General features: G+C 44.4%; 15 protein-coding genes and 1 pseudogene. 11 read left to right on the top strand and 5 right to left on the bottom strand.

Translation table 11 applies throughout. From position 1 onward, the window contains the following. Nucleotides 1-19: 19 nt before the first annotated feature. On the bottom strand, nucleotides 20-880 hold the full coding sequence (locus WH37_RS02280) for an alpha/beta hydrolase (protein ID WP_046228933.1): 861 nt from the start codon (nucleotides 878-880) through the stop codon (nucleotides 20-22). A 100-nt stretch (nucleotides 881-980) separates the two neighbouring features. Between WH37_RS02280 and WH37_RS02285 the strand changes: the two genes are divergently transcribed. Next, nucleotides 981-2,363: a BaiN/RdsA family NAD(P)/FAD-dependent oxidoreductase gene (locus WH37_RS02285; protein WP_046228934.1), complete on the top strand. Its 1,383-nt coding sequence runs from the start codon at nucleotides 981-983 to the stop codon at nucleotides 2,361-2,363. Nucleotides 2,364-2,393: 30 nt separating this feature from the next. Here WH37_RS02285 and WH37_RS02290 read toward each other — a convergent pair whose 3' ends face one another. Further along, nucleotides 2,394-2,684, bottom strand: a complete 291-nt coding sequence (locus tag WH37_RS02290; protein WP_046229006.1) for a hypothetical protein — start codon at nucleotides 2,682-2,684, stop codon at nucleotides 2,394-2,396. A gap of 195 nt (nucleotides 2,685-2,879) precedes the next feature. Between WH37_RS02290 and WH37_RS02295 the strand changes: the two genes are divergently transcribed. Next, nucleotides 2,880-3,770, top strand: coding sequence for a helix-turn-helix domain-containing protein (locus WH37_RS02295; protein ID WP_046228935.1), 891 nt, complete (start codon nucleotides 2,880-2,882; stop codon nucleotides 3,768-3,770). Nucleotides 3,771-3,883: 113 nt separating this feature from the next. Here WH37_RS02295 and xylB read toward each other — a convergent pair whose 3' ends face one another. After that, on the bottom strand, nucleotides 3,884-5,383 hold the full coding sequence (gene xylB / locus WH37_RS02300; RefSeq protein WP_046228936.1) for a xylulokinase: 1,500 nt from the start codon (nucleotides 5,381-5,383) through the stop codon (nucleotides 3,884-3,886). 18 nt (nucleotides 5,384-5,401) lie between these two features. After that, entirely contained in the window at nucleotides 5,402-6,715 is a 1,314-nt protein-coding gene (xylA, locus tag WH37_RS02305; protein ID WP_046228937.1) for a xylose isomerase, read from the bottom strand. A 264-nt stretch (nucleotides 6,716-6,979) separates the two neighbouring features. On the opposite strand from xylA, the gene WH37_RS02310 reads away from it, so the two are divergent. The 8 genes and pseudogenes from WH37_RS02310 to WH37_RS02340 all read left to right on the top strand — a co-directional run bounded on the left by WH37_RS02310 (nucleotide 6,980) and on the right by WH37_RS02340 (nucleotide 17,866). Further along, nucleotides 6,980-8,161, top strand: a complete 1,182-nt coding sequence (locus WH37_RS02310) for an ROK family transcriptional regulator (protein WP_231594088.1) — start codon at nucleotides 6,980-6,982, stop codon at nucleotides 8,159-8,161. Nucleotides 8,162-8,433: 272 nt separating this feature from the next. Continuing rightward, nucleotides 8,434-11,028, top strand: coding sequence for a diadenylate cyclase (locus WH37_RS02315; protein WP_046228938.1), 2,595 nt, complete (start codon nucleotides 8,434-8,436; stop codon nucleotides 11,026-11,028). Next, nucleotides 11,028-11,276: a hypothetical protein gene (locus WH37_RS34370; protein ID WP_052736754.1), complete on the top strand. Its 249-nt coding sequence runs from the start codon at nucleotides 11,028-11,030 to the stop codon at nucleotides 11,274-11,276. Before WH37_RS02315 ends, WH37_RS34370 begins: the two co-directional genes overlap by 1 nt. Before the next feature lie 351 nt (nucleotides 11,277-11,627). Then, nucleotides 11,628-12,305, top strand: a pseudogene (locus WH37_RS34375) (SAVED domain-containing protein); the annotation flags it as partial. 100 nt (nucleotides 12,306-12,405) lie between these two features. After that, entirely contained in the window at nucleotides 12,406-12,717 is a 312-nt protein-coding gene (locus WH37_RS02325; protein WP_231594089.1) for an SDR family oxidoreductase, read from the top strand. Between the two features lie 287 nt (nucleotides 12,718-13,004). Continuing rightward, a complete protein-coding gene (locus tag WH37_RS02330) occupies nucleotides 13,005-13,298 on the top strand; it encodes an AbrB/MazE/SpoVT family DNA-binding domain-containing protein (RefSeq protein WP_046228939.1) in 294 nt (97 codons plus the stop codon). A gap of 1 nt (nucleotide 13,299) precedes the next feature. Beyond that, on the top strand, nucleotides 13,300-13,692 hold the full coding sequence (locus WH37_RS02335) for a type II toxin-antitoxin system death-on-curing family toxin (protein WP_046228940.1): 393 nt from the start codon (nucleotides 13,300-13,302) through the stop codon (nucleotides 13,690-13,692). Between the two features lie 466 nt (nucleotides 13,693-14,158). Next, entirely contained in the window at nucleotides 14,159-17,866 is a 3,708-nt protein-coding gene (locus WH37_RS02340; RefSeq protein WP_046228941.1) for an S-layer homology domain-containing protein, read from the top strand. A 140-nt stretch (nucleotides 17,867-18,006) separates the two neighbouring features. On the opposite strand, the gene WH37_RS02345 is transcribed toward WH37_RS02340, so the two are convergent. After that, nucleotides 18,007-18,870 (bottom strand): DNA-primase RepB domain-containing protein, encoded by an 864-nt coding sequence (locus WH37_RS02345; RefSeq protein WP_046228942.1) that lies wholly within the window; start codon nucleotides 18,868-18,870, stop codon nucleotides 18,007-18,009. A 583-nt stretch (nucleotides 18,871-19,453) separates the two neighbouring features. Between WH37_RS02345 and WH37_RS02350 the strand changes: the two genes are divergently transcribed. Further along, nucleotides 19,454-20,089: an FMN-dependent NADH-azoreductase gene (locus tag WH37_RS02350; protein ID WP_046228943.1), complete on the top strand. Its 636-nt coding sequence runs from the start codon at nucleotides 19,454-19,456 to the stop codon at nucleotides 20,087-20,089. The last annotated feature ends 79 nt before the right edge of the window (nucleotides 20,090-20,168 follow it).

Consider the following 20,168-nt stretch of genomic DNA (forward strand, 5'->3'; position numbering starts at 1 on the left):
CCCCTAATCGCTTACTAGATTAAATTGCGTGATCCTTATTTTCATCTGTATGCATATTCAGCCAGTTCGTCACCACTTCAATAAAACGCTGTGCTTCTAGATCATTATGCAGCTCATGATAGCCTTCAGGCCAAGAAACAAAAGTACATGCCTCGCCTAGCTGCTGCGCCACCTGCTCGCTTGCTTTATAAGAGGTGATTTTGTCAGCTGTACCGTGAATGAGCAGCAGCGGCACTTTCAACTGCCCGCAATTGGCGATTGCCCATTCTCCTGAATCATGGAGATTCAGAAAGGTTTTAACCGTAATGCGGGAATGGCATAACGGGTCTCCTTCAATATGGGCGGCCTCCTCATAGCCTCTGCGATACAGCTCCCCACCCTTCAATCCTGTCGATTGCGGCAGCCCCGGCCAAATGGCGGCCAGCCGCTTCCCAAGCCAAACCTTGGCACGGGGTGGTGTAAAGGCAAGCTTTAGCCACGGACTGGACAGCACGAGCGCCTTCACTGCAGGCTGGAGCCGCAGTGCACAATTTATTGCGATATTGCCGCCCATGCTGTGTCCATAAAGAAAGATTGGCAGTCCTGGGTGGCGCTCCGCTGCCTGCTCCACCAGCAAGGCGGCGTGGGCTGCCGCATCATCTACAGAAGGCAAATGCCCTCTTGGGCCGGATGAACGACCATGGCCCTGCTGATCAATAGCGATTACAACATATTGAGCAGCAACTAGCCTGGCAGCATATGCGCTATAACGTTCACCATGCTCGCCCATACCATGTATTAGACATAAAACGCCTTTTGGACGGTCCTTATCAGGCTTCCACTCCCTTACGTATAGTTCGGTATCCCCATAACCCTGAAACGTCCATTCCATACGAATCATCCTAGGCACCTCCAGCTGATGAATTATGTTCTATTATAACTCAATATTTTGTCGAAAGAATGGTACAATAAACAAGATTGTAGAAAGAAAGGCTGAGTGAATCATGTACGATATTATAATTGTTGGCGGAGGCCCATCCGGCCTAATGGCAGCGGTAGCTGCAAGCGCGCACGGAGCCTCTGTTCTTCTCGTTGACAAAGGAGACAAGCTGGGGCGCAAGCTCGGCATTTCCGGAGGCGGACGCTGTAACGTAACGAACGCAAAAGATATGGATCAGCTCATACAACATATACCCGGAAACGGGAAGTTTTTATTCAGTGCACTGAATGCGTTTGGCAATCGCGATATTATCGCCTTTTTCGAAGGGATGGGCATTGCCTTGAAGGAGGAAGACCGAGGGCGGATGTTTCCGGTATCTGACAAGGCCAAAACCGTCGTCGATGCGCTCATTCGCAAAGTTCGGGAGCAAGGGGTCGACATTCGGACGAATACACCCGTGCGTGAGGTCCTTTACGCAAACGGTGCGGTAAAAGGGCTGTTGCTGCAAAATGGTGAAAAGCTCGCGGCGAAAGCCGTCATCGTCGCTACTGGCGGCAAATCCGTCCCCCATACCGGCTCGACAGGAGACGGCTATCCTTGGGCGGTCAGCGGCGGGCATACGATTACCGAGCTGTATCCGACAGAAGTACCTCTGACATCTTTCGAGCCTTGGATACGCAGCAAAACACTACAAGGCATTTCACTCCGCGAGGTGGAGCTTACGGTGTGGAATGCGAAAGGCAAAAAACTGATCACTCATGAGGGCGACATGATCTTCACCCACTTCGGCTTATCCGGCCCAACCGCCCTTAGATGCAGCCAATTCGTCGTCAAAGCGCTCAAGCAGGCGGCAAGCAAAGAGCAGCATGCTTCTGGTACAGTTGAAGCCTTCAGTGGAGCAGATAGCAGTATAGGTGAAGCAGGCGCTTTAGACGCGATATCTCAATCAGGAAGCGGAGCACGGGAGGCTGCAACCGTGCTCGTCACAATCGACCTGCTGCCAGGGCGCTCCGAAGCCGAGGTTTATCAGGAAATGATGCAAATGGCGAAGCAGGAGTCGAAAAAAGCGATTAAAAATGTGCTTCGCGGCTACTTGCAGGAGCGGCTGCTGGATTTCCTGCTTCAGCAAAATGGCATCAGCGGCGATATTACGTATGACAACCTTCCTAAAGGTCCATTTCTTGCGCTCGCCAAGCATATTAAAGCTTTCCCTGTAAAAGTGAACGGCACGCTGTCCATTGAGGAAGCTTTCGTCACAGGCGGCGGGGTCCATCTTAAGGAAATCGATCCGAAGACGATGGGCTCCAAGCAAAGCGCAGGCCTTTATTTTTGCGGCGAGGTTCTCGATATTCACGGTTACACTGGCGGTTACAACATTACTGCGGCCTTCTCAACAGGCTATAACGCAGGTAAAAGCGCGGCACTGGCTGTCTCTGACAGCTAAGCCGCGCTTTTCTTTTGCCGGAAATGCTGGCTACAGCTCCTCGTTCCAATCCTCATTCACGATATGCGCAGGAATGGCGATGCTGTCAAGCGAATAGGCAGTATCCGTGTAAGCGTTCGCATCAATGGCAGATTCCTGAATAAGCCGCCCGCCATGCATCTGCATAATTTCAAGCGCAGAAATGAGATCATTCCCCACCATATGAATATGCAGCTTTCCTCCTTCATGCAGAACCGGATCATAGCCAAGCTGCTCCAATGTATCAAAGGCAAGCGCAGCGCTGTTAATATCTGCGAAATCAAACAATAATGCCGAATTCATCGGTTATTTCTCCTTTCGGGCGTTGACTCTAACTTTAGTCTGCCCCAATTTGTTAACGAAGTATGACTAAAGGGTGTTGTCATTTCGAGTTTTTTTCTGCATAATTTAAAATACGAGATATGTCATATTTAATAACTCTTAATGTAATCAAACTTAACCTTAGATATACCACTGATTGAAGGAGGCATTATTAGCATGCATACGATCTTTTACCAGCTAGCCGACCCGATGATGATTGTGGAGTATGATTTTAACCGCTGGTATATTCGCGACATTAACAAAGCTTTCACCGGGCTGTCCGGCTATCGAAAGCATGAGCTTCTAGAGGTCAACCCGGAGGATTTTGTGAAAGATTCGCTGCCTTTCGGACAGCTGATGGCGAAGCTTATTGAGGATGAGCAATTGACGTTCGATGCCGAGCTGACGACGCGTTCTACGATGACTGCAACCGTTCGACTGAGCTGCCGTAAATTTCAAATGGAGGAACAAACGTATTATATGCTCGTCTGCAAGGATGTTTCTGCCGAGCGCTGGGGCGATGAATTCGCTGTCGATCATAAAATTATGATGGCCATCGGCATCTCTGAACAATTCCGCATTTTTTCGCTGAAGCGTTATTTTGCTCCGCTGGCCCAAGGCTCGGCCAGCTTCTTGAACCGCAGCATTTTTGAATTGGTAGCCGAGGAGCACCGCGCACCGCTGCGCCGCATTATGGAACGGGCCAAAAGCATCGGCAAAATAGAGCATTTGGAGCTGCATATGCATATCGGGGAAGGCAAGAATACGGCAAAAGCATTGATTAAACCTTTCTATTCGGGCAATAGGGCGTTTAATAACTATTTGATCATGCTCACTGAGCTGAACGAGCAAGCCCAAGAGGAGGACCCTTCCTACAAGCTCAGAATGCTGATGCTGAACAAAAATATTTCCGCTACATCGCTTTCCCGCTCTACGCTTATTTCCTTGACGACCATTTCCAAAATCCGCAATGGCAAAATAAAAAAGCCTCAGCGGCTCACAGCCGAGCTCATCGCCGGAGAGCTGGGAGTAAAGCCGGAAGCGATTTGGAGCAGCTTCAAGCAGTAATGGAGCGTTGGTTTGGCTCCTCTCTCTCCGTACCCCTCTCTTCCCATAAAAAAAGCCGCTTCTCCTAGACAACAGAAGAAGCGGCAGCCATATGTGTTCTTGCGATAACCTCGCTAGCTGCGGTAAGCGGCTAACGCTTCGTTCAAACTGCGCGTTTGCGCATAAACTTGCTGATAAATGCGGAACAACCCCTTATAGGCTTCAACAGCCTCAGGCTGTGGCGAATATTGCTTGGCATGCTTCACGAACTTTGCCGCGCAAGCCTCCAGGCTCTCAAACCAGCCGCTGCCGTAAGCAGCAAGCATCGCTGCGCCGAGGCCAGGCCCCTGCTCATTTTCGAGCGCTACTACCTTCGCGTCAAAAATGTCCGCCTGCATTTGCAGCCATACCGGGTTTTGCGCGCCTCCGCCAATCGATACAATCGTATTAACCGTTTTGCCAGCCGCACGGAACATATCAACTGATTCGTGCAGCGAGAACGTAATGCCCTCCATCACTGCACGGGCAAAATGAATCCGCTCATGCGAGCCGTCCACGCCGATAAAGCTGGCGCGAATAAGGGAATCGGGATGCGGCGTACGCTCGCCTACGAGATAAGGCGTAAACAGCAGACCGCCTGCGCCCGGCTTCACTTCTTCAATGCCTGCAAGCAGCTCATCAAAGGATTCATCCGGTGCGAACGTCTTCTTGAACCAGCTCAGGCTATAGCCTGCCGCCAGCGTCACGCCCATCGCGTAGAAAGCATCTTCCTTGCCATGATTGAAAAAATGCACCTTGCCGGCAAAATCCTTATTTTTGTCATTTTCATAAGACAAAATAACGCCGGACGTACCGATGCTGCATAATGTCAAGCCTTCGCTCAAAATACCTGCGCCGATTGCGCCGCAAGCATTGTCGGCTCCGCCAGCGAACACCTTTACCGTAGCTGGCAGACCTGTGCGCTGCGCCAGTTCAGCAAGCAGTGTTCCCGTCTGCCCGTGTGACTCGACGAGCGGCGGACAGAAGCTTGCTGGCAGCTCAAATGCCGCAAGCACCTCTTCGCTCCAGCGCTTCGCCGCTACATCCAGCAGCAGCGTGCCTGCTGCATCGGAATAATCCATGTGGCGCTCGCCCGTCAAGCGATAGCGCACATAATCTTTAGGCAGCAGAAACAGCTCTGCCTGTTCGAAAGCTGCGGGCTCATTCTCACGCACCCACAGGATTTTCGGCAGTGTAAAACCTTCCAGCGCTGGATTGCGCGTAATGCCGAGCAGCTTGTCGCCAAGCGTACGCTCGATTTCACGGCATTGCGCCGTTGTGCGCGTATCATTCCATAGAATGGCATTACGCACCGGATTCCCTGCACCACTCAGCAGCACAAGACCATGCATTTGACCAGAGAAGCTGATGCCCTCGATTTGCGCGCTTGCTTCTGGTCCAATTGCAGCGGCCAGCTCGCCAAGCGCCTCAAGCGTTGCATCGACCCAATCATCAGGCTTCTGCTCGCTCCAGCCCGTGTGCTCATGATAAAGCGGGTAGCTGCGGGAAGCTTCGCCAGCAACCGTGCCTTCTTTATTAATGAGGAGCGCCTTGACCGCGCTCGTACCTAAATCTATTCCAATGACATAGCTCATAGCCGAAGTCCTCCCGACTTAAACGCTGAAAATAACTTCGCTCAGTTGCAGTCTAATGCGCTCTTGACGACCGGACTCCAGACGGATCGGGTTGTTTTGCAGCGCGTATTGCTCAAGCGAAGCCAAAGTTGCTTTGCCGGAAACGATGTCAGCGCCGATGCCTTCTTTGAACGTACGGTAACGGTTGTCTACGATGCTATCAAGAATTTTTTCTTCCGTCAGCTTCGCAGCCGCTTTCAGACCCCATGCAAAGCTGTCCATACCGGCAATGTGGCCGAGGAACAGATCGTCCGCTTCGAACGATGCACGACGAACTTTCGCGTCAAAGTTAACGCCGCCACGGCCGATGCCGCCAGCTTTCAGCACTTCATACATCGTCAGTGTAGTGGAATAAAGATCAGTCGGGAATTCATCGGTATCCCAGCCCAGCAGCAGATCGCCTTGGTTCGCATCAAGGGAACCGAGCATGCCGTTGATAGCTGCCGTACGGATTTCGTGCTCGAACGTGTGGCCAGCAAGTGTCGCATGGTTCGCTTCAAGGTTCAGCTTGAAGTCGTTGTGCAGGTTATATTTGCGCAGGAACGAAATCGTTGTTGCTGCATCAAAGTCATATTGGTGCTTCGTTGGCTCTTTCGGTTTAGGCTCGATCAGGAATTGCGCATCGAAGCCGATTTCTTTCGCATAAGCAAGCGCCATTTCGTACAGGCGTGCCAGGTTATCCAGCTCGAAGCCCATATCTGTGTTCAGCAAGGTTTCGTAGCCTTCGCGGCCGCCCCAGAAAACATAGTTTTCAGCGCCAAGCTCTTTGCCGACTTCAAGGCCTTTTTTCAGCTGCGCGCCAGCATAGGCATAAACGTCAGCGTTGCAAGTTGTGCCAGCGCCATGAACGAAACGCGGGTGCGAGAACATGTTAACCGTGTTCCAAAGCAATTTTTTGCCGGAAGTTTTCATGTTTTCTTTCAGCAAGCCTACGATGACATCGAGGTTTTTGTTCGTTTCTTGCAGCGTAGCGCCTTCTGGAGCGATGTCCACATCATGGAAGCAGTAGAACGGAATGTTCAGCTTATCCATGAATTCAAAGTTAGCTTCTACGCGCGCTTTTGCACGGTCAAGACCATCAAGCTTATCCCACTCGCGGAACATCGTTGCCGAACCGAAAGGATCTGTGCCGTTAGCGTTAAAAGTATGCCAGTAAGCAACGGCGAAGCGCAGGTGCTCTTCCATTGTTTTGCCAAGAATGACTTGCTCCGGGTTATAGTGTTTGAATGCAAACGGATTGTCCGAACCTTTGCCCTCAAATTGAATTTTGCCAATGTTAGAAAAATAGCTCATTTTTATAAAACCTCCTGATATGTTATGGGATTTGTTTCAAATCTGATGATGTAAACGCTCCCCAACAGCATAACACGATCAAACTTAGTTTGTCTATTGACTAAACTAAGTTTTTTTGTGCTAAAATAGTCGTATTAACCATTTCTAATAAGCTTGCTTTTCTTTCAACGCGACACGAGCTTTTTCGCCTGCGGTACGGTCAGACCGTTTACGCCTGTGATACAATACACTACATGGATTTATAGATGGACGGAGGCAATCTTGTTGAAATTGAAGACAACCGGCGACTTGGCGCTTATCAAAAAAATGAATACCGCGATTGTGCTGGAGGCCATTATTAAGCATGCCCCCCTCTCTCGCGCTCAAATATCCGAGCGGACCGGGCTCAACAAAGCGACGGTTTCCAGTCTCGTACAGGACCTGATCGACAATCATCTCGTTTTTGAAAATGGCCCCGGCGAGTCCAGCGGCGGACGCAAGCCCGTCATGCTGCTGTTTAATGGGCAAGCTGGACATGCCATCGGTATCGACCTTGGCGTTAACTATATGCGGGGCGTGTTAAGCGATCTGCAAGGGACTGTCATTAGCGAGCGGCAGTTAAGCTTCAAAAAGCGCGAGCAGGATTTTGCACTGAACCAGCTCATCGCCTTTATTGAGGAGCTGGCGTCGCAAGCTCCTAGCAGCCATTATGGCCTGATCGGCATTGGTGTTGGTGCGCCGGGCATCGTTGATGACAAAGGCGCAATTCTGTTCGCTCCTAACCTCGAATGGCAGCAGGTTGAGCTGCAGCAGATGCTGGAAGCGCGCTTTCAGCTGCCTGTGACAATCGATAATGAAGCCAATGCCGGCGCACAGGGCGAGCAGAAATACGGCGCGGGGCGCGGCATCGCTAACCAGATATACGTCAGTGTCGGCATCGGCATCGGGACGGGCATTATTTTAAACAAGGAGCTGTACAAAGGGGCTTCCGGCTTTTCCGGCGAGCTGGGACATTTGTCGATTGAATATGGCGGCAAGCCGTGCCGCTGCGGCAATCAGGGATGCTGGGAGCTTTATGCTTCGGAGAATGCGCTGCTGGAGCAGGCAGAGCCGCTTGGCTTTGAGACGCTGGAGGAGCTGCTTGCTGCCGCAGAGGCTGGAAACAACGAGGTTCAGGCCTTATTTTATGCCATTGGCGAATATTTGGGCGTAGGCATTTCCAACATTGTAAATGTGTTTAATCCAAACGTCGTGATCATCGGCAACCGCATGAGCCGAGCGCAAATGTGGCTGGAGGAAGCGATTCATGCCTCCATCGCCCGCCGCACACTCAGCTATCACCGGGAAAAGCTGCAAATTTTGTTCGCTGAATTGCAGGACCAATCCGCCGTTCGCGGCGCAGCTTATTATGCGATTAGTACTTTTTTTGCGAAGGTTAAGAGCGGGCAGTCTGTTTTAAAACTTTAAATTAGATACGCTAAAAATTCACTATTCTTCTCGTTTGATTCTTACCATCTACAGCAAACCCATAACAAGCCCAGCTTTGCTATTTATGATAATAGCTAAGCTGGGCTTGTTTTATATTAAAAATGTAATATCTGTAATAAAACAAACCATAGCTTTAGAATAACAGATGATCTACTTAAGAATAGAGATAAAGTTACATCATATGGTAAAATGATAGAAACATTAAAGATGAGTAAAATATTGCTCTCTTACTCTTTGAAAGGGTGGTCGTTTTGTCGGATTTTGAAGATATAAATAAAACAGTATACGAAAATTTGGAACAAATCCTGCAAAAGCTTGACGATCGTTTGGATTTAAAACTATTCGCTATCGTAATAAATGATGAAAACCAAAAATGGATTGAAAAAATACGGGTTAAAAACGTATTAAGCGATGAACCGGGGAAAGAGACTGAGGTCATTCAAGAAGAATTGAATAGCCCTGAAGAGGTATTCAAACAATTAAGTCCTTATTTAAAAAAACCAGATGGTGATTTGAAACAATTTATTTTAGAGCTTGAAAATCATAATTTCAACACTCATATGTTAAATAGCAATTTGACAGATTTAGATGCCAGTGAAAATGAGGCAACTATAGAAAGCAACAATGATCTCCCCTTTCGACCATTATCCAGAGAATCGGCTGTTTTCTATTTCAGTTTTTTTAACCTTGAAGTAGACAAAAATAAATATACAATAAAATACATTCTTTCAATTGAATATTTGGATGTTGAAGCAAGAACAAATTTCCTAGAACGGCCTAACTTATCCTTTCTTCGAATGTTACTTGACTACTATTTCAGTGACTTTTATAGGTTTACTGCTGATGGTTACTTATTTGTTAACGATGATCAAGTCATTGAAATTAAGTATAAAGAAAACAGCACTCAGTTTCTCCAACGAATGGCAAGACTTTTTTTCGGAAAAATACAAGATTTTATTGTAAGTGAAGTGAATCTACTGGATCTTGCCACCACAGAAATTGATTTATCGGAGACTCTGCGGAATCAGTATTATATTAACAACTTATTCGAAAAAATAGATGGTATATCTACAAGAACATATGAGGGAGAAAGTCCGTTTGGATGCATGCTCTTGCTAAAAACGAGCATGCTAGATGATAGTAAGTTAATCAAATATTTAATTCGATTCCAAAATCACCTGCCCCTCAATTTGGAGGACTCACGACGTATTCGCAAATTATTGGAGCTTACAAATAATGAAAGAGACTTGTATTTAATTGCAGATGACAGAGCCATATATGGTGTGGGTGAAATAGACTGGAGTCAACTTAAAGATAATTTAGTGTTCAAGATTGAATTTAAAGGGCTTTCTAGATACGATCTGCTGCTTGTGACAACAGAAGAAAAGCAATATACGGATGCTCGTGTAGTTGCCGAAGAAGAGTCTAAAATTTTCAAAATGACCATGAACCTAGAAATTATTTCTCATAACTTGACCAGTATTTCCTTTCAACATCCAGGAATCGGTGCTAGTGGCTTCAATGCCGAGCTTTTTAAACGCACAATGAAAACCCAGTTTAAGGAGGTAACCCCCTCTTTAACAGATGAGGCAATAGAAAAGCTGCGGTTAGTCATTCAAAAGGCGACTGAGCAACAAAGCGGTTCAATGGTTGTAATAACAGATCGTGAAACAGCAGAAACTGAATTAATAAAATTAGGAAAACAGTCTACTCCAATTTTAACAACTGAAATTAATCCTGCTTTCATCAAATACCTGACCTCCATTGACGGTGCCATATATTTTGATACTTCGGGGGCTTGTCATGCCATTGGGGTAATTTTAGATGGGCTTGCACAGCCTCATCTGGGTGACTCAAGTAGAGGAGCCCGATTTCATTCTGCATACCATTATTTGGAAAAACTTAAAGGAACTACGGGCTGCGTAATTGCTATTATCTCAGAGGATGGCATGGTAAATTTAATCCCTGAGCAGGTAAATGAAAAAATAGTACGACAGTTAGTAAGAGAAATGATTAGTCATATAAGAGACAATGACAAACTTAGCGATGAAACAATAAAAAATGATGAAATTTTCAAAGATTATGAACGACGTCTAGAAGAGGCTGCGAGAGAAACAGATATTGATCACCATCATTTTTTTAAAATAGCAATAGCTTTTTTTGAAAAAAAACATTATAAAGATGCAGCTAGTTATTATAAGAAGGGACTAGACAAGTATGGTCATTTCAACCTTGAATACGACCGCAAATTTGGACAAATATTAATTTTAAATGCCCTGAATACTATGGATTCTGAGAGGGAACTTGAATACTATAAAGAGACTTTGGAACAACTTAATAAGGTCATTAATAACACTGTTGAATCCGCAAGAAATTTGCATGATTATAACCGTCGTGCCTTAGCCTTACAAGGGATCGCAGCGTTTACTTCTAGTAAAAAACAGAAAACGGACTTATTAAGAGATGCAATATCTGATATTACAATATCAATTGGATTGAAAAAAACTAAAAAAAACATTCTATATCATAACCGGGGTTCTATCTATTTAGATTTGAAAAATGAACAGGAAGCAGTCAACGATTTTATTGCTTCTGAATTAGAATCATCGGAAGAGCTTACCATTAGTTATATAGAAAAACTTATTATGAAAACCCCTTCTATATATTTACACGCTCTTTCCAGTTATGTCGAGAAGAAAAACAGCAAAAAAGATAGTAAAGCTCTTGAAGATCTTTTAAGAAAATATGGTGCTAAACTATCCACAGAATCTTTAGAAGTAGCGGCTGCTTTAGAACAATACGGAATGGATGATCAGGTACAAAACAATGAAAATGAGGAGATCTAATGAGTATCGAGAAAGCGAAACTAATACAAATAGTAGCTCGGTCTACGAATAGCCAAGTTGCAGTGATTTTTGTCCATGGCATAGGAGGAGATCCCCACGATACATGGAGAAAAGATCAACAAACGAAACCACTTTTTGAATTATTAGGTGATGAACCACTTTTAAGCGATGTTGAATTTTACAGCTACGGATATCGCACTGGTATTACGCCCCTTCAATATGATTTCATGACAATAAGGGCTAGTTAATAATCAAGTAAAATCTTTGCGTAGGAAAAGTTCCCTCCTGGCTCGACTTGAGGAAAATTGGAACAAATATGTCTATAGAGGTGGAACGAAGAGTCTGCCCGAAACGTTGAAACACGAGATTCAACAGATTGCTTTACGTGGAGCTCGTGATCGAATAGTAGCACAAGCCTCCTCTACGCCATTGTATTTACAAGGAGAAATATTTCCTGTTGATGAGGATCATTCGAGCATTTGCAAAGTCGATAATGAAAGCAATGTTTTCAAAACCATTTCTACTTTTTTACATAAAATTGTAAAGGCTGCTTCCGCTAGCCCTAAACCTGCTGTTTCTCATACTTACAGCAATACGAAGAGCATCCCCACTTCCAAGTGAACTGGACGGAATACTTTGATAAAAAAACTTCCCCATGGAAGCTCCCTACTTTAGCTGAGTGGGATACAATGACTAAAGAGCTGGATGTGGCAGCTGAATATTGGGCAAGTCATCGCTCAGAATTTAATGGAATTATACGCCTTTATGCCAGATTCACCCTCCCAGGTGGCATATTATTTGGCAGTCTTTTCTCTCGGGCGCGAGGCGCTATGATCGAGGTCTCACAAGGGGAACAAATATGGTCAACCTCTAGGAATGATCCTGCATATCAAGTCAGTACACAACGATTAATGGGAAACAATCTGCATAGCAAACGTGCCGTTGTCGTACTCAGTGTTACTCAAAATATTGAAACTTCCGTTTACTCCTACTTAAATCAAACGGAAACTTCTTTCAAACTGCTAATAAATGTAATTCCCTCATCAGGAGCAGGCCAGCAGAGCATAGAAAATGCTGAACAGGCGGTAACTTACGCTATGGAAGTGAAAAATTTGATGGTTGACTTAAAAGCAAACGGCATCGAGGAAATTCAACTATATTTAAACTGTCCCTTAGGCGTAGCGGTTTTTGTCGGCCATTATTTGAGTTCTATAGGCCCGATACAAGTTTTTGATTATCTACAACCAGGTTACACTGCATCTTGTTTGATTGGTTGAGAACATAACCTAAACTAAAATTGATCAGTCGTTTAGTAGTCCCTCCTCTGCCCTATCAAATAAAAGACGAACAAAAGTCAATGTCGATAAGACTGACCTTTTGTTCGTCTTTTTTAGAAAAACTCTAATACATGCGGTCATCGTCCTGACTAAAAACATCGCAGCTTTCTATGGCCGCGAAAACGGTAAAATCCACGCTAACGTAATCGCACCGGGTTCCATTGCAACCGGAATGACAGCTAATCTGGGCACGCTTGATCCACTTGGAACTCTTACATTTGGCGATCTTGGCCCGTTCAATGGCGGCGAAGCGGACGATATCGCGAATACAGCTCTTTTCCTCGCGTCAGACGAGTCGAAGTTCATCAATGGCGATGTCATTACAGTTGACGGCGCTTGGACATCCCGATAAGAGCTTATAGTATTATTCTTAATTCAGGTTCATTCATGCAATCTTTGTTACTCGTTTGACGGTATCATTTGAAACGAAGTGATCTTCACGATTGTATTCCGGCGAATTGTGGTTTTACATTACCACGGTTCGCCTCCGCCTCCTTGAACACCATCCGAATAAGGATGGTGTTTTTGCTTTATATTTGAGGAGAAATTTGCTATTATGTACATACATTATAAAAGTTATTACAGTAATAAGGTATAACAAATTGATCATAGATCATACTTATAGAGAGGAGAATATCAATGAATGGTGTGGTCAAAGTGACAAATGATAAACCAAATGTGACGCGTTATTCCCGCAAAATAGGACGAATGGGCAATAGTTTGGGAGTAAGCTTGCCAAAAAGCCTGGCTGAAAAGTTGAATATCTCACAAGGTGATGAGATCGAATTTATTGAAAATGATCGCGGTGAAGTAGTGTTGAAGAAGGTGCGGCAAGGTCAACTCCCCGATAATGTAAGACCAGAGGTTCTTGAAGCCTTCTTTGACGTGTTTGAAGAAGATGAAGGTATCCTTGAAGATTTAAGGGATCGATGAAATGGCCATATTCCTAACCAAAGAAGAGGTTATTTCAGCCCACTACTTCATGATGAAAAAAATGAACGACGCAGACCAAGCGGGTGTGAAGGATCACGGCCTGCTGGAATCTGCGGTACATAGACCTAAGCAGAGTGTTTTTGGAGAAGATGCTTATCCAAATTTATTTGACAAAGCCGCCGCCTTACTAGAGTCCCTAGTGAAGAATCATTGCTTCCACAATGGTAATAAACGGACAGCCTATTTGGTTACCAAATCGTTTCTTATGATTAATGGCAAACATTTAAGGATGAAACGTGAATACGCTGTGGAGTTTATTGTAGATATTGCAAAAGGAATTCATTCGTTGGAGGCTACTACAAGGATTTTGAAAGAATTTTCTGTAGATAGATAATTCATAGGGCGTCTGCTCAAGTGACATCAAATCTGTGACTACACCCGTAGAAGCAAGCATGGCGTGATCTTCGGACAGGGGTTCGACTCCCCCTCGCCTTCACCATGTAAATCCACAACCGCTTCGGTTGTGGATTTTTTTACATTTCAAGCAGCCCCTGCACCCGTTGGTTAATTGTATGTTCGTTGAAGATTCTCTAATTAAATTGGGCTTAGATGCAGCTTGTATTCCATGCGTAATCCCACATTGACCCCTTGCTGGGTTCGATCACAATTGTCATTGCAGTAGATGACGTCCATCATGTAAAACCTGACCTATACATATTCAGCTTCTACTTATCAAAAGAATTATTAAATCATAAAATGAAATTAATATAATTTCTTAATAGTTTATGAGTTTTAAATTTACATAGCGCTGTTATATTACTCGTTGGACAATCATTTTATTAAGGGGAGTAGGAAAAGTAATGAAAATCAGAGCATTGCGCAAGGCAATAGTAACCTTATCATTGGTAACGTTGCTGGCAGGAGGATTAAATCCAGGCTTTGGGCACAATAATCATGTCTATGCAGCAGATATGATTACGCCCTCCGTTATGGTTGAGGATTTTGAAGATGGAATCTCAGATGTGAAATTTAATCCTAAACGGATGTATGACGCTACGCTGCACCTGGAGGATAACCAGAAGCATGTAAGAAATGGACAATATTCGGCCAGAATTGATTACGATATGATTGGCATAGTGGATAACCCGTCTCAAATCGAAGTAGGGTACAAAACAGGGAATATTCCCCTAACAGGTTACCCTACTAAAGTAGGCATGTGGGTTTATGGCAACAATGAAGGACATTTGCTAACGACAAAATTTAGAGATCAAGGCGGCTCTTCTTTCCAAGCAGAGTTCTATGACGCAAATCAAACGGGTATCGACTGGTCTGGTTGGAAATATATTGAGGCGGCTGTTCCGCAGGGCAAGCCAGGTCCGATTGTCCTTGAATTGTTTTTCCAATTGAAACAATCGAATATGAGCAAAAAAAATAAAGGCTCGATTTGGGTAGATGATATTACCCTTATCTATGAGGATTCGGATGAGGATAAAGACGTACCTACCATTAAACCTATATCCCCCGTCGAGAATGACGTATTAAATGCTCCGCTTGATGAATTAAAGGTCGAGCTAACCGATAACGGAGCAGGTCTAGATTTAGATACGTTATCGGTTCTTTTGGATGGAACGGATATTACAGATGGAGCAAACTATTCTTCTGACACTGGTTTATTAACCTATCCAGGAGAATATGTAGATGGCGGTTATCACGAGCTTGTTGTTGACGTGAAGGATAAGGCCGGCAATCCAGCAAGCAAAACATATGCTTTTACGATAAATGCAGGTGAACGTCTGTTCATGACTTCTGCCGGAGAAGCAGTCAGTAATGAAATCTACCCTGTTCAAGTTAGCATCAAAGACTATTTGAATGCTGAATCTGTAAAATTCGCATTAAATTATGATGCAAGCACTCTTCAAGTTGAAAGCATTACTCAGGCGGCTGGAGTTGCCTTAGACTCAGCTATCGACAATGATCACGGAGTGGTTCAGGTAGCTCTTGATAACGTGACAGCCGCAACCCATGATGTCGTTACGGTTAACTTCAGAGTGAGCTCTCATGCCATTTTAGGGCGTGGTGAAAATTACAAAACCATAACCATGAGTAATCCTAATCTTACAGCTGGCGGAGTTCAGACTAGCTCACCGCTAGCTTCCCCCATCCACTATACAATCGCATTTCCATATCAGCTAGCAATGACGGGAGTAGGTTTGGGCACATCGTCTACTTTTACCGTATTAGACCGTGAAGGCAAACCTTATGAAGGTGCGGATATTGTTTTCACTGGCTTATTAAAGCAAAGCTCGGTAGTTACGGTTAACACTGTAACGTCTAGTGTATATGAGGATGATGATACATCTTCTGATGTCTTAATGGTTGCAAATGCTGGTGAACGTTACTATGCTTCAGCAGAAGCTGAGGATGGATTATTCGAGGTTTTTCTCGCAGATGGCCAAACAACAGGCTATATCTCTGAAGCCGATGTTAGTAGTCAATTATTGAGTGGCAGCCTCGGTAAAACAGATGCTAACGGACAATTAACGACAGACCTGACTACATTGGCACTTGGAACCTATCAGGTTCAAGCTGTCAACGGTGATCAGAACAGTAAGGTTGTCAATTATGAAGTCGTGGAGCAGTACGGTACGGATGAACCTCAATATGTTCAAACCTATGTGGCAGAAGATATGTCTTCACAACTGAGCGCTGCCTGGCAAACAAAACCAGATCAAACTTTTACTTATATTCAATACATCGAAGCTAGTGATTGGGGAACAGGAGACAGCCCTGATGTCAATCATATAAAACAGCAACAAGCTGAGAGTGAACTTCAAGTGCTTAGTATGAAGGAAAATGGAACGAAGGGTGAAATCCGGTTTCATAATGCTCTAATTGAAGGCTTGAAAGCAGATACCACTTACAAATATCGTGTAGGCTATGAGGACACTTGGTCGGAGTGGCATGAATATTCTACTGTAGACCAGAACAAATCAACACCGACCTCATTCTTGTTTATTACGGATTCGCATACGAATCAATTACAAGGAATGCAAACTTATCAAGAACTAATGACTAGCGCTTTGACACAATATCCATCAACGCAGTTTATTATGCATGGCGGAGATATGGTTGATGTAGGCGGCGCATTTGAAGAATGGCAGAAGTTCTGGCAAGCTTCTTCGGTTTATGCAGCAACACTTCCAACTGCTTTAACATTGGGTAATCATGATGTGAAGAGCGAAGGTAAGGAAGTATTTACTAAAGGTGCGAATTTTCCAAAGAACGGACCCGCATCCCAACTGCAATATGCTTATTCTTATGAGGTCGATGACACTCATTTCGTCGTATTGAACTCAGAAGGCACAGAGGAACAAATGATTGAACAAGCAGCATGGTTGAAAGAAGACTTGGATCAAAATGATAAAAAGTGGACGATCGCTATGTTCCACCGTCCTGCCTATCATACGGAAAATGGTCGTGAATCCCTTGTGGAGTATACCCAAACGTATTTTGCGCCTATTTTGGAAGAGAAAAAAGTTGATTTGGTTCTAGTGGGTCACGATCATGTGTATGCCCGCACCTATCCAATGCTGGAGGGCAAGCCGAATAAAGCTACAAATGAAGGTACTGTATACCTTGATGGCGGTGCTTCGGGTTGGAAATTCTATGATGGCACCCAGTATAATTATTTGAATTTTATATTTGATGAAGACGTTCCTGTATATTCCGCTATTGAAATTACCGATGATAAGATTCGTGTGGAAGCACGTACGAGTGCAGGTAATATCCTAGATGAGTTTTCCGTTGTGAAAACAACGGATAATGAGCCGTCGACACCAACGCCAACGCCAACACCAACACCGACGCCGACGTCGCCATCTACATCGACACCAGTAACAACCCCATCGCCAGTACCGACGTCGACACCAGTACCAACGCCAACGCCGGCACAGACACCAACGCCTTCGACGCTGGTCTTCAACGACAAGGTAGATGTAGACGTAGTTAAAGCTATCGTAGAAAAAGAGCAATCTGCTCCTGCTGTAAGCTTTACGGACGTTCCAGCATCTTCGTGGAGTGCTTCAGTAGTGGAGCGTGCCGCTAAGATGGGTATTGTAACGGGTTACAGCGATGGTTCTTACCGTCCCAATGAAAAGGTAACCCGCGCCGAGTTCGCCATGATGCTTTCAAAAGCTTTTGGTCTAACAGATTCAAGCAGCTCCTCCTTCTCTGACACGCAAGGGCACTGGGCTTCAGAAGCGATTACAGCATTACAGGCAAAAGGGATAGTCACGGGTTATGTTGATGGCTCTTTCCGTCCTAATCAAGAGATCTCCCGCGCTGAGATCGTTGGCATGCTTGCTCGGCTGACGAACTATGTTCCTAGCACATCCAATCCATTCTCAGATGTAGTTACGAGCTGGGCCTCTGAACAAATCAATGCTTTCGCAACTGCAGGTATCGTAAGCGGGATAGGCAACGGATTGTTCGAACCGAATGAATCTGCTTCCCGTGCTGAGTCAGTTGCGATGATCATTCGCTTGTTGGATAAATTACTTGCACAATAAGTGAAATTTTATGTAGAATTAGCGGCGAATTGTGGCTTTGCACAGCCACGATTCGCCTCCACCATGTGAAACCCCGACCGCAAGGGGTCGGGGTTTTTGCTATCTTAGAAATGCTATCGACTGTTCTAAGCTTGATTGATTTATATAAGTTGATTAAAGGGCTCTAATGCCAGTGAATGAATAATTTCCTCTTGGGAAAAAGGTTTTTTCCTACCCAATTGTTTAACCCTTACCATAAAGGGGCTTCTAGGATTTTTCATATGGTAAAAGCCAGGTATACGCATGACTCTTGATAAATTGGTTATCATGGGATCAGAACTGAATTTTTTGGCTAAAGCTTTTTGAATAGGAACGAATTTGCTTACGGATCCGCCCTGAAGAACCCAATAGATGTGATATCCGTTTTTAGTTTCGATGATCATCGTATCCTTAATTTGAATCTTGAATTTTTTTATAAATGCATTCTTCAATTTCGTTACTCTCTGTTTTTTTCGCAGAGCTAAAAGATGGTATCGACCTTGTTTATTTTTTTTAACTGTAATAGATTGAAGCTGTTCTGCAGGGTCGGATTGAATGGATTCAATCATCTGCTTGACTTGTTCTTTTGTGTCTAAATGCACTGAAATCTTGTTTAGATCTACATCGATGAACTGTGCTCTGATTTTTTTGAAATCACCAGTCCTTGTTTCTCGGTAATTGATCTCCATAAATACGGCATAACCTCTTTTATTTTGACTGAGAACATGTATGAGTTTATTCCTCTTGGAAAAGAGGGTGAATTGAGGAGTACTTCTTTCAAGTAGATTTAGAGGTTTATGCAGTGTCATCGCTGGGTGATTAGAAGAAGAACTGAATCTCTTGTTTTTGTTTTTATCGTCATGGACTAAAATAAAATGCAGTTGTTCGTTCTGCTTGCAGCCTAGTTTTTTAATAAAATGGCGTGCGTGACTGGAGAACCTTCGCAAATTTCTGGTATACCTCATTGAACTTAAACGTTGTGTCATTGAACCACATCTCCTTTAGAGCATGCGTTACACTTTCGGTTCTTTTCTAAACAATCATATTCTGGCAAGAGGACACAAGTGTAAGTGACAGTACCCATTTTTCAACATTAGATAGGCTAATAAAATAATCAGGACGTTTGCTAGGGTGATCAAAACTGTGACCACACCCGTAGATGCCTGCGTGGCGTAAGCTTCGGACAGGGGTTCGACTCCCCCTCGCCTCCAGCATCAAAAACCACAGCCGTTAGGGACTGTGGTTTTTACATTTCTTTTTTCAACCATAAGCTTGCTCTGTTAGTTAAATCTTCATAAATAAATAACTCCACACAGGGGTAGACTTACTTAAGTCCACAAATGCCCCTAGATTAAAATCAGCGACTTGCTTTCTTCTCCTTTTATGGAGAAATGCTTTTGTTTAAATGTGAAGGATCTGCGCGTGAAACAGGAGCGATAGCTTTCTATACTCCCCCTGACGAAACTAAAAAGTAGTCTAACATTAAAATTAATAAATCACTTATTGAAATTAACTTAAAAAAAGTTATAATGGAGAAGTACCATTTAAACTTGAAGGGAAGTTATAATTATGTCAACTGTATTGTACATTACTGCACACCCACATGACCACTCAACATCGTTCAGTCTTGCTGTAGGTGAAGAATTCGTTAACGCTTATCGTGAGGCCAATCCTTCGGATGAAATCGTTCGTCTTGATCTGTTCAATCTTGATATTCCTGCAATCGATGCTGAAGTATTCAGCGGCTGGGGAAAACTTCAATCCGGCAGTGCTTTCGACCAGCTTTCTGCTGCTGAGCAAGCAAAAGTAGCACGTCTGGGCGAACTCGTAGATCAGTTCGTTGCAGCGGATAAATATGTTTTTGTTTCCCCAATGTGGAACTTCTCATTCCCGCCTGTTTTGAAAGCCTACATTGATGCGGTTTCCGTTGCGGGTAAAACATTCAAATATACGGCAGAAGGTCCTGTAGGCCTGCTTACTGATAAAAAAGGCTTGCATATCCAAGCTAGCGGCGGCGTATATTCCGAAGGCCCTGCAGCTGCAATGGAAAGCGGCTTTAGCTACCTGAAGAAAATCTCGCTGTTCTACGGAATTCCTTCCTTTGAGCCGCTTTTTGTTGAAGGTATGGCTGTATCGCAAGATCAAGGCCAAGCCATTAAAGCACAAGCCATTGTTAAAGCGAAAGAAATTGCAGCTAGCTTCTAAGTTCTAACAATAGATGCGTTACAAAAAAACTGCCGAGGATTTTATCCTGGCATTTTTTTTATTTTAACAAGTTGTGCGA

The sequence above is a fragment of the Paenibacillus algorifonticola genome, assembly GCF_000971975.1.
Lineage (GTDB): Bacteria > Bacillota > Bacilli > Paenibacillales > Paenibacillaceae > Pristimantibacillus > Pristimantibacillus algorifonticola.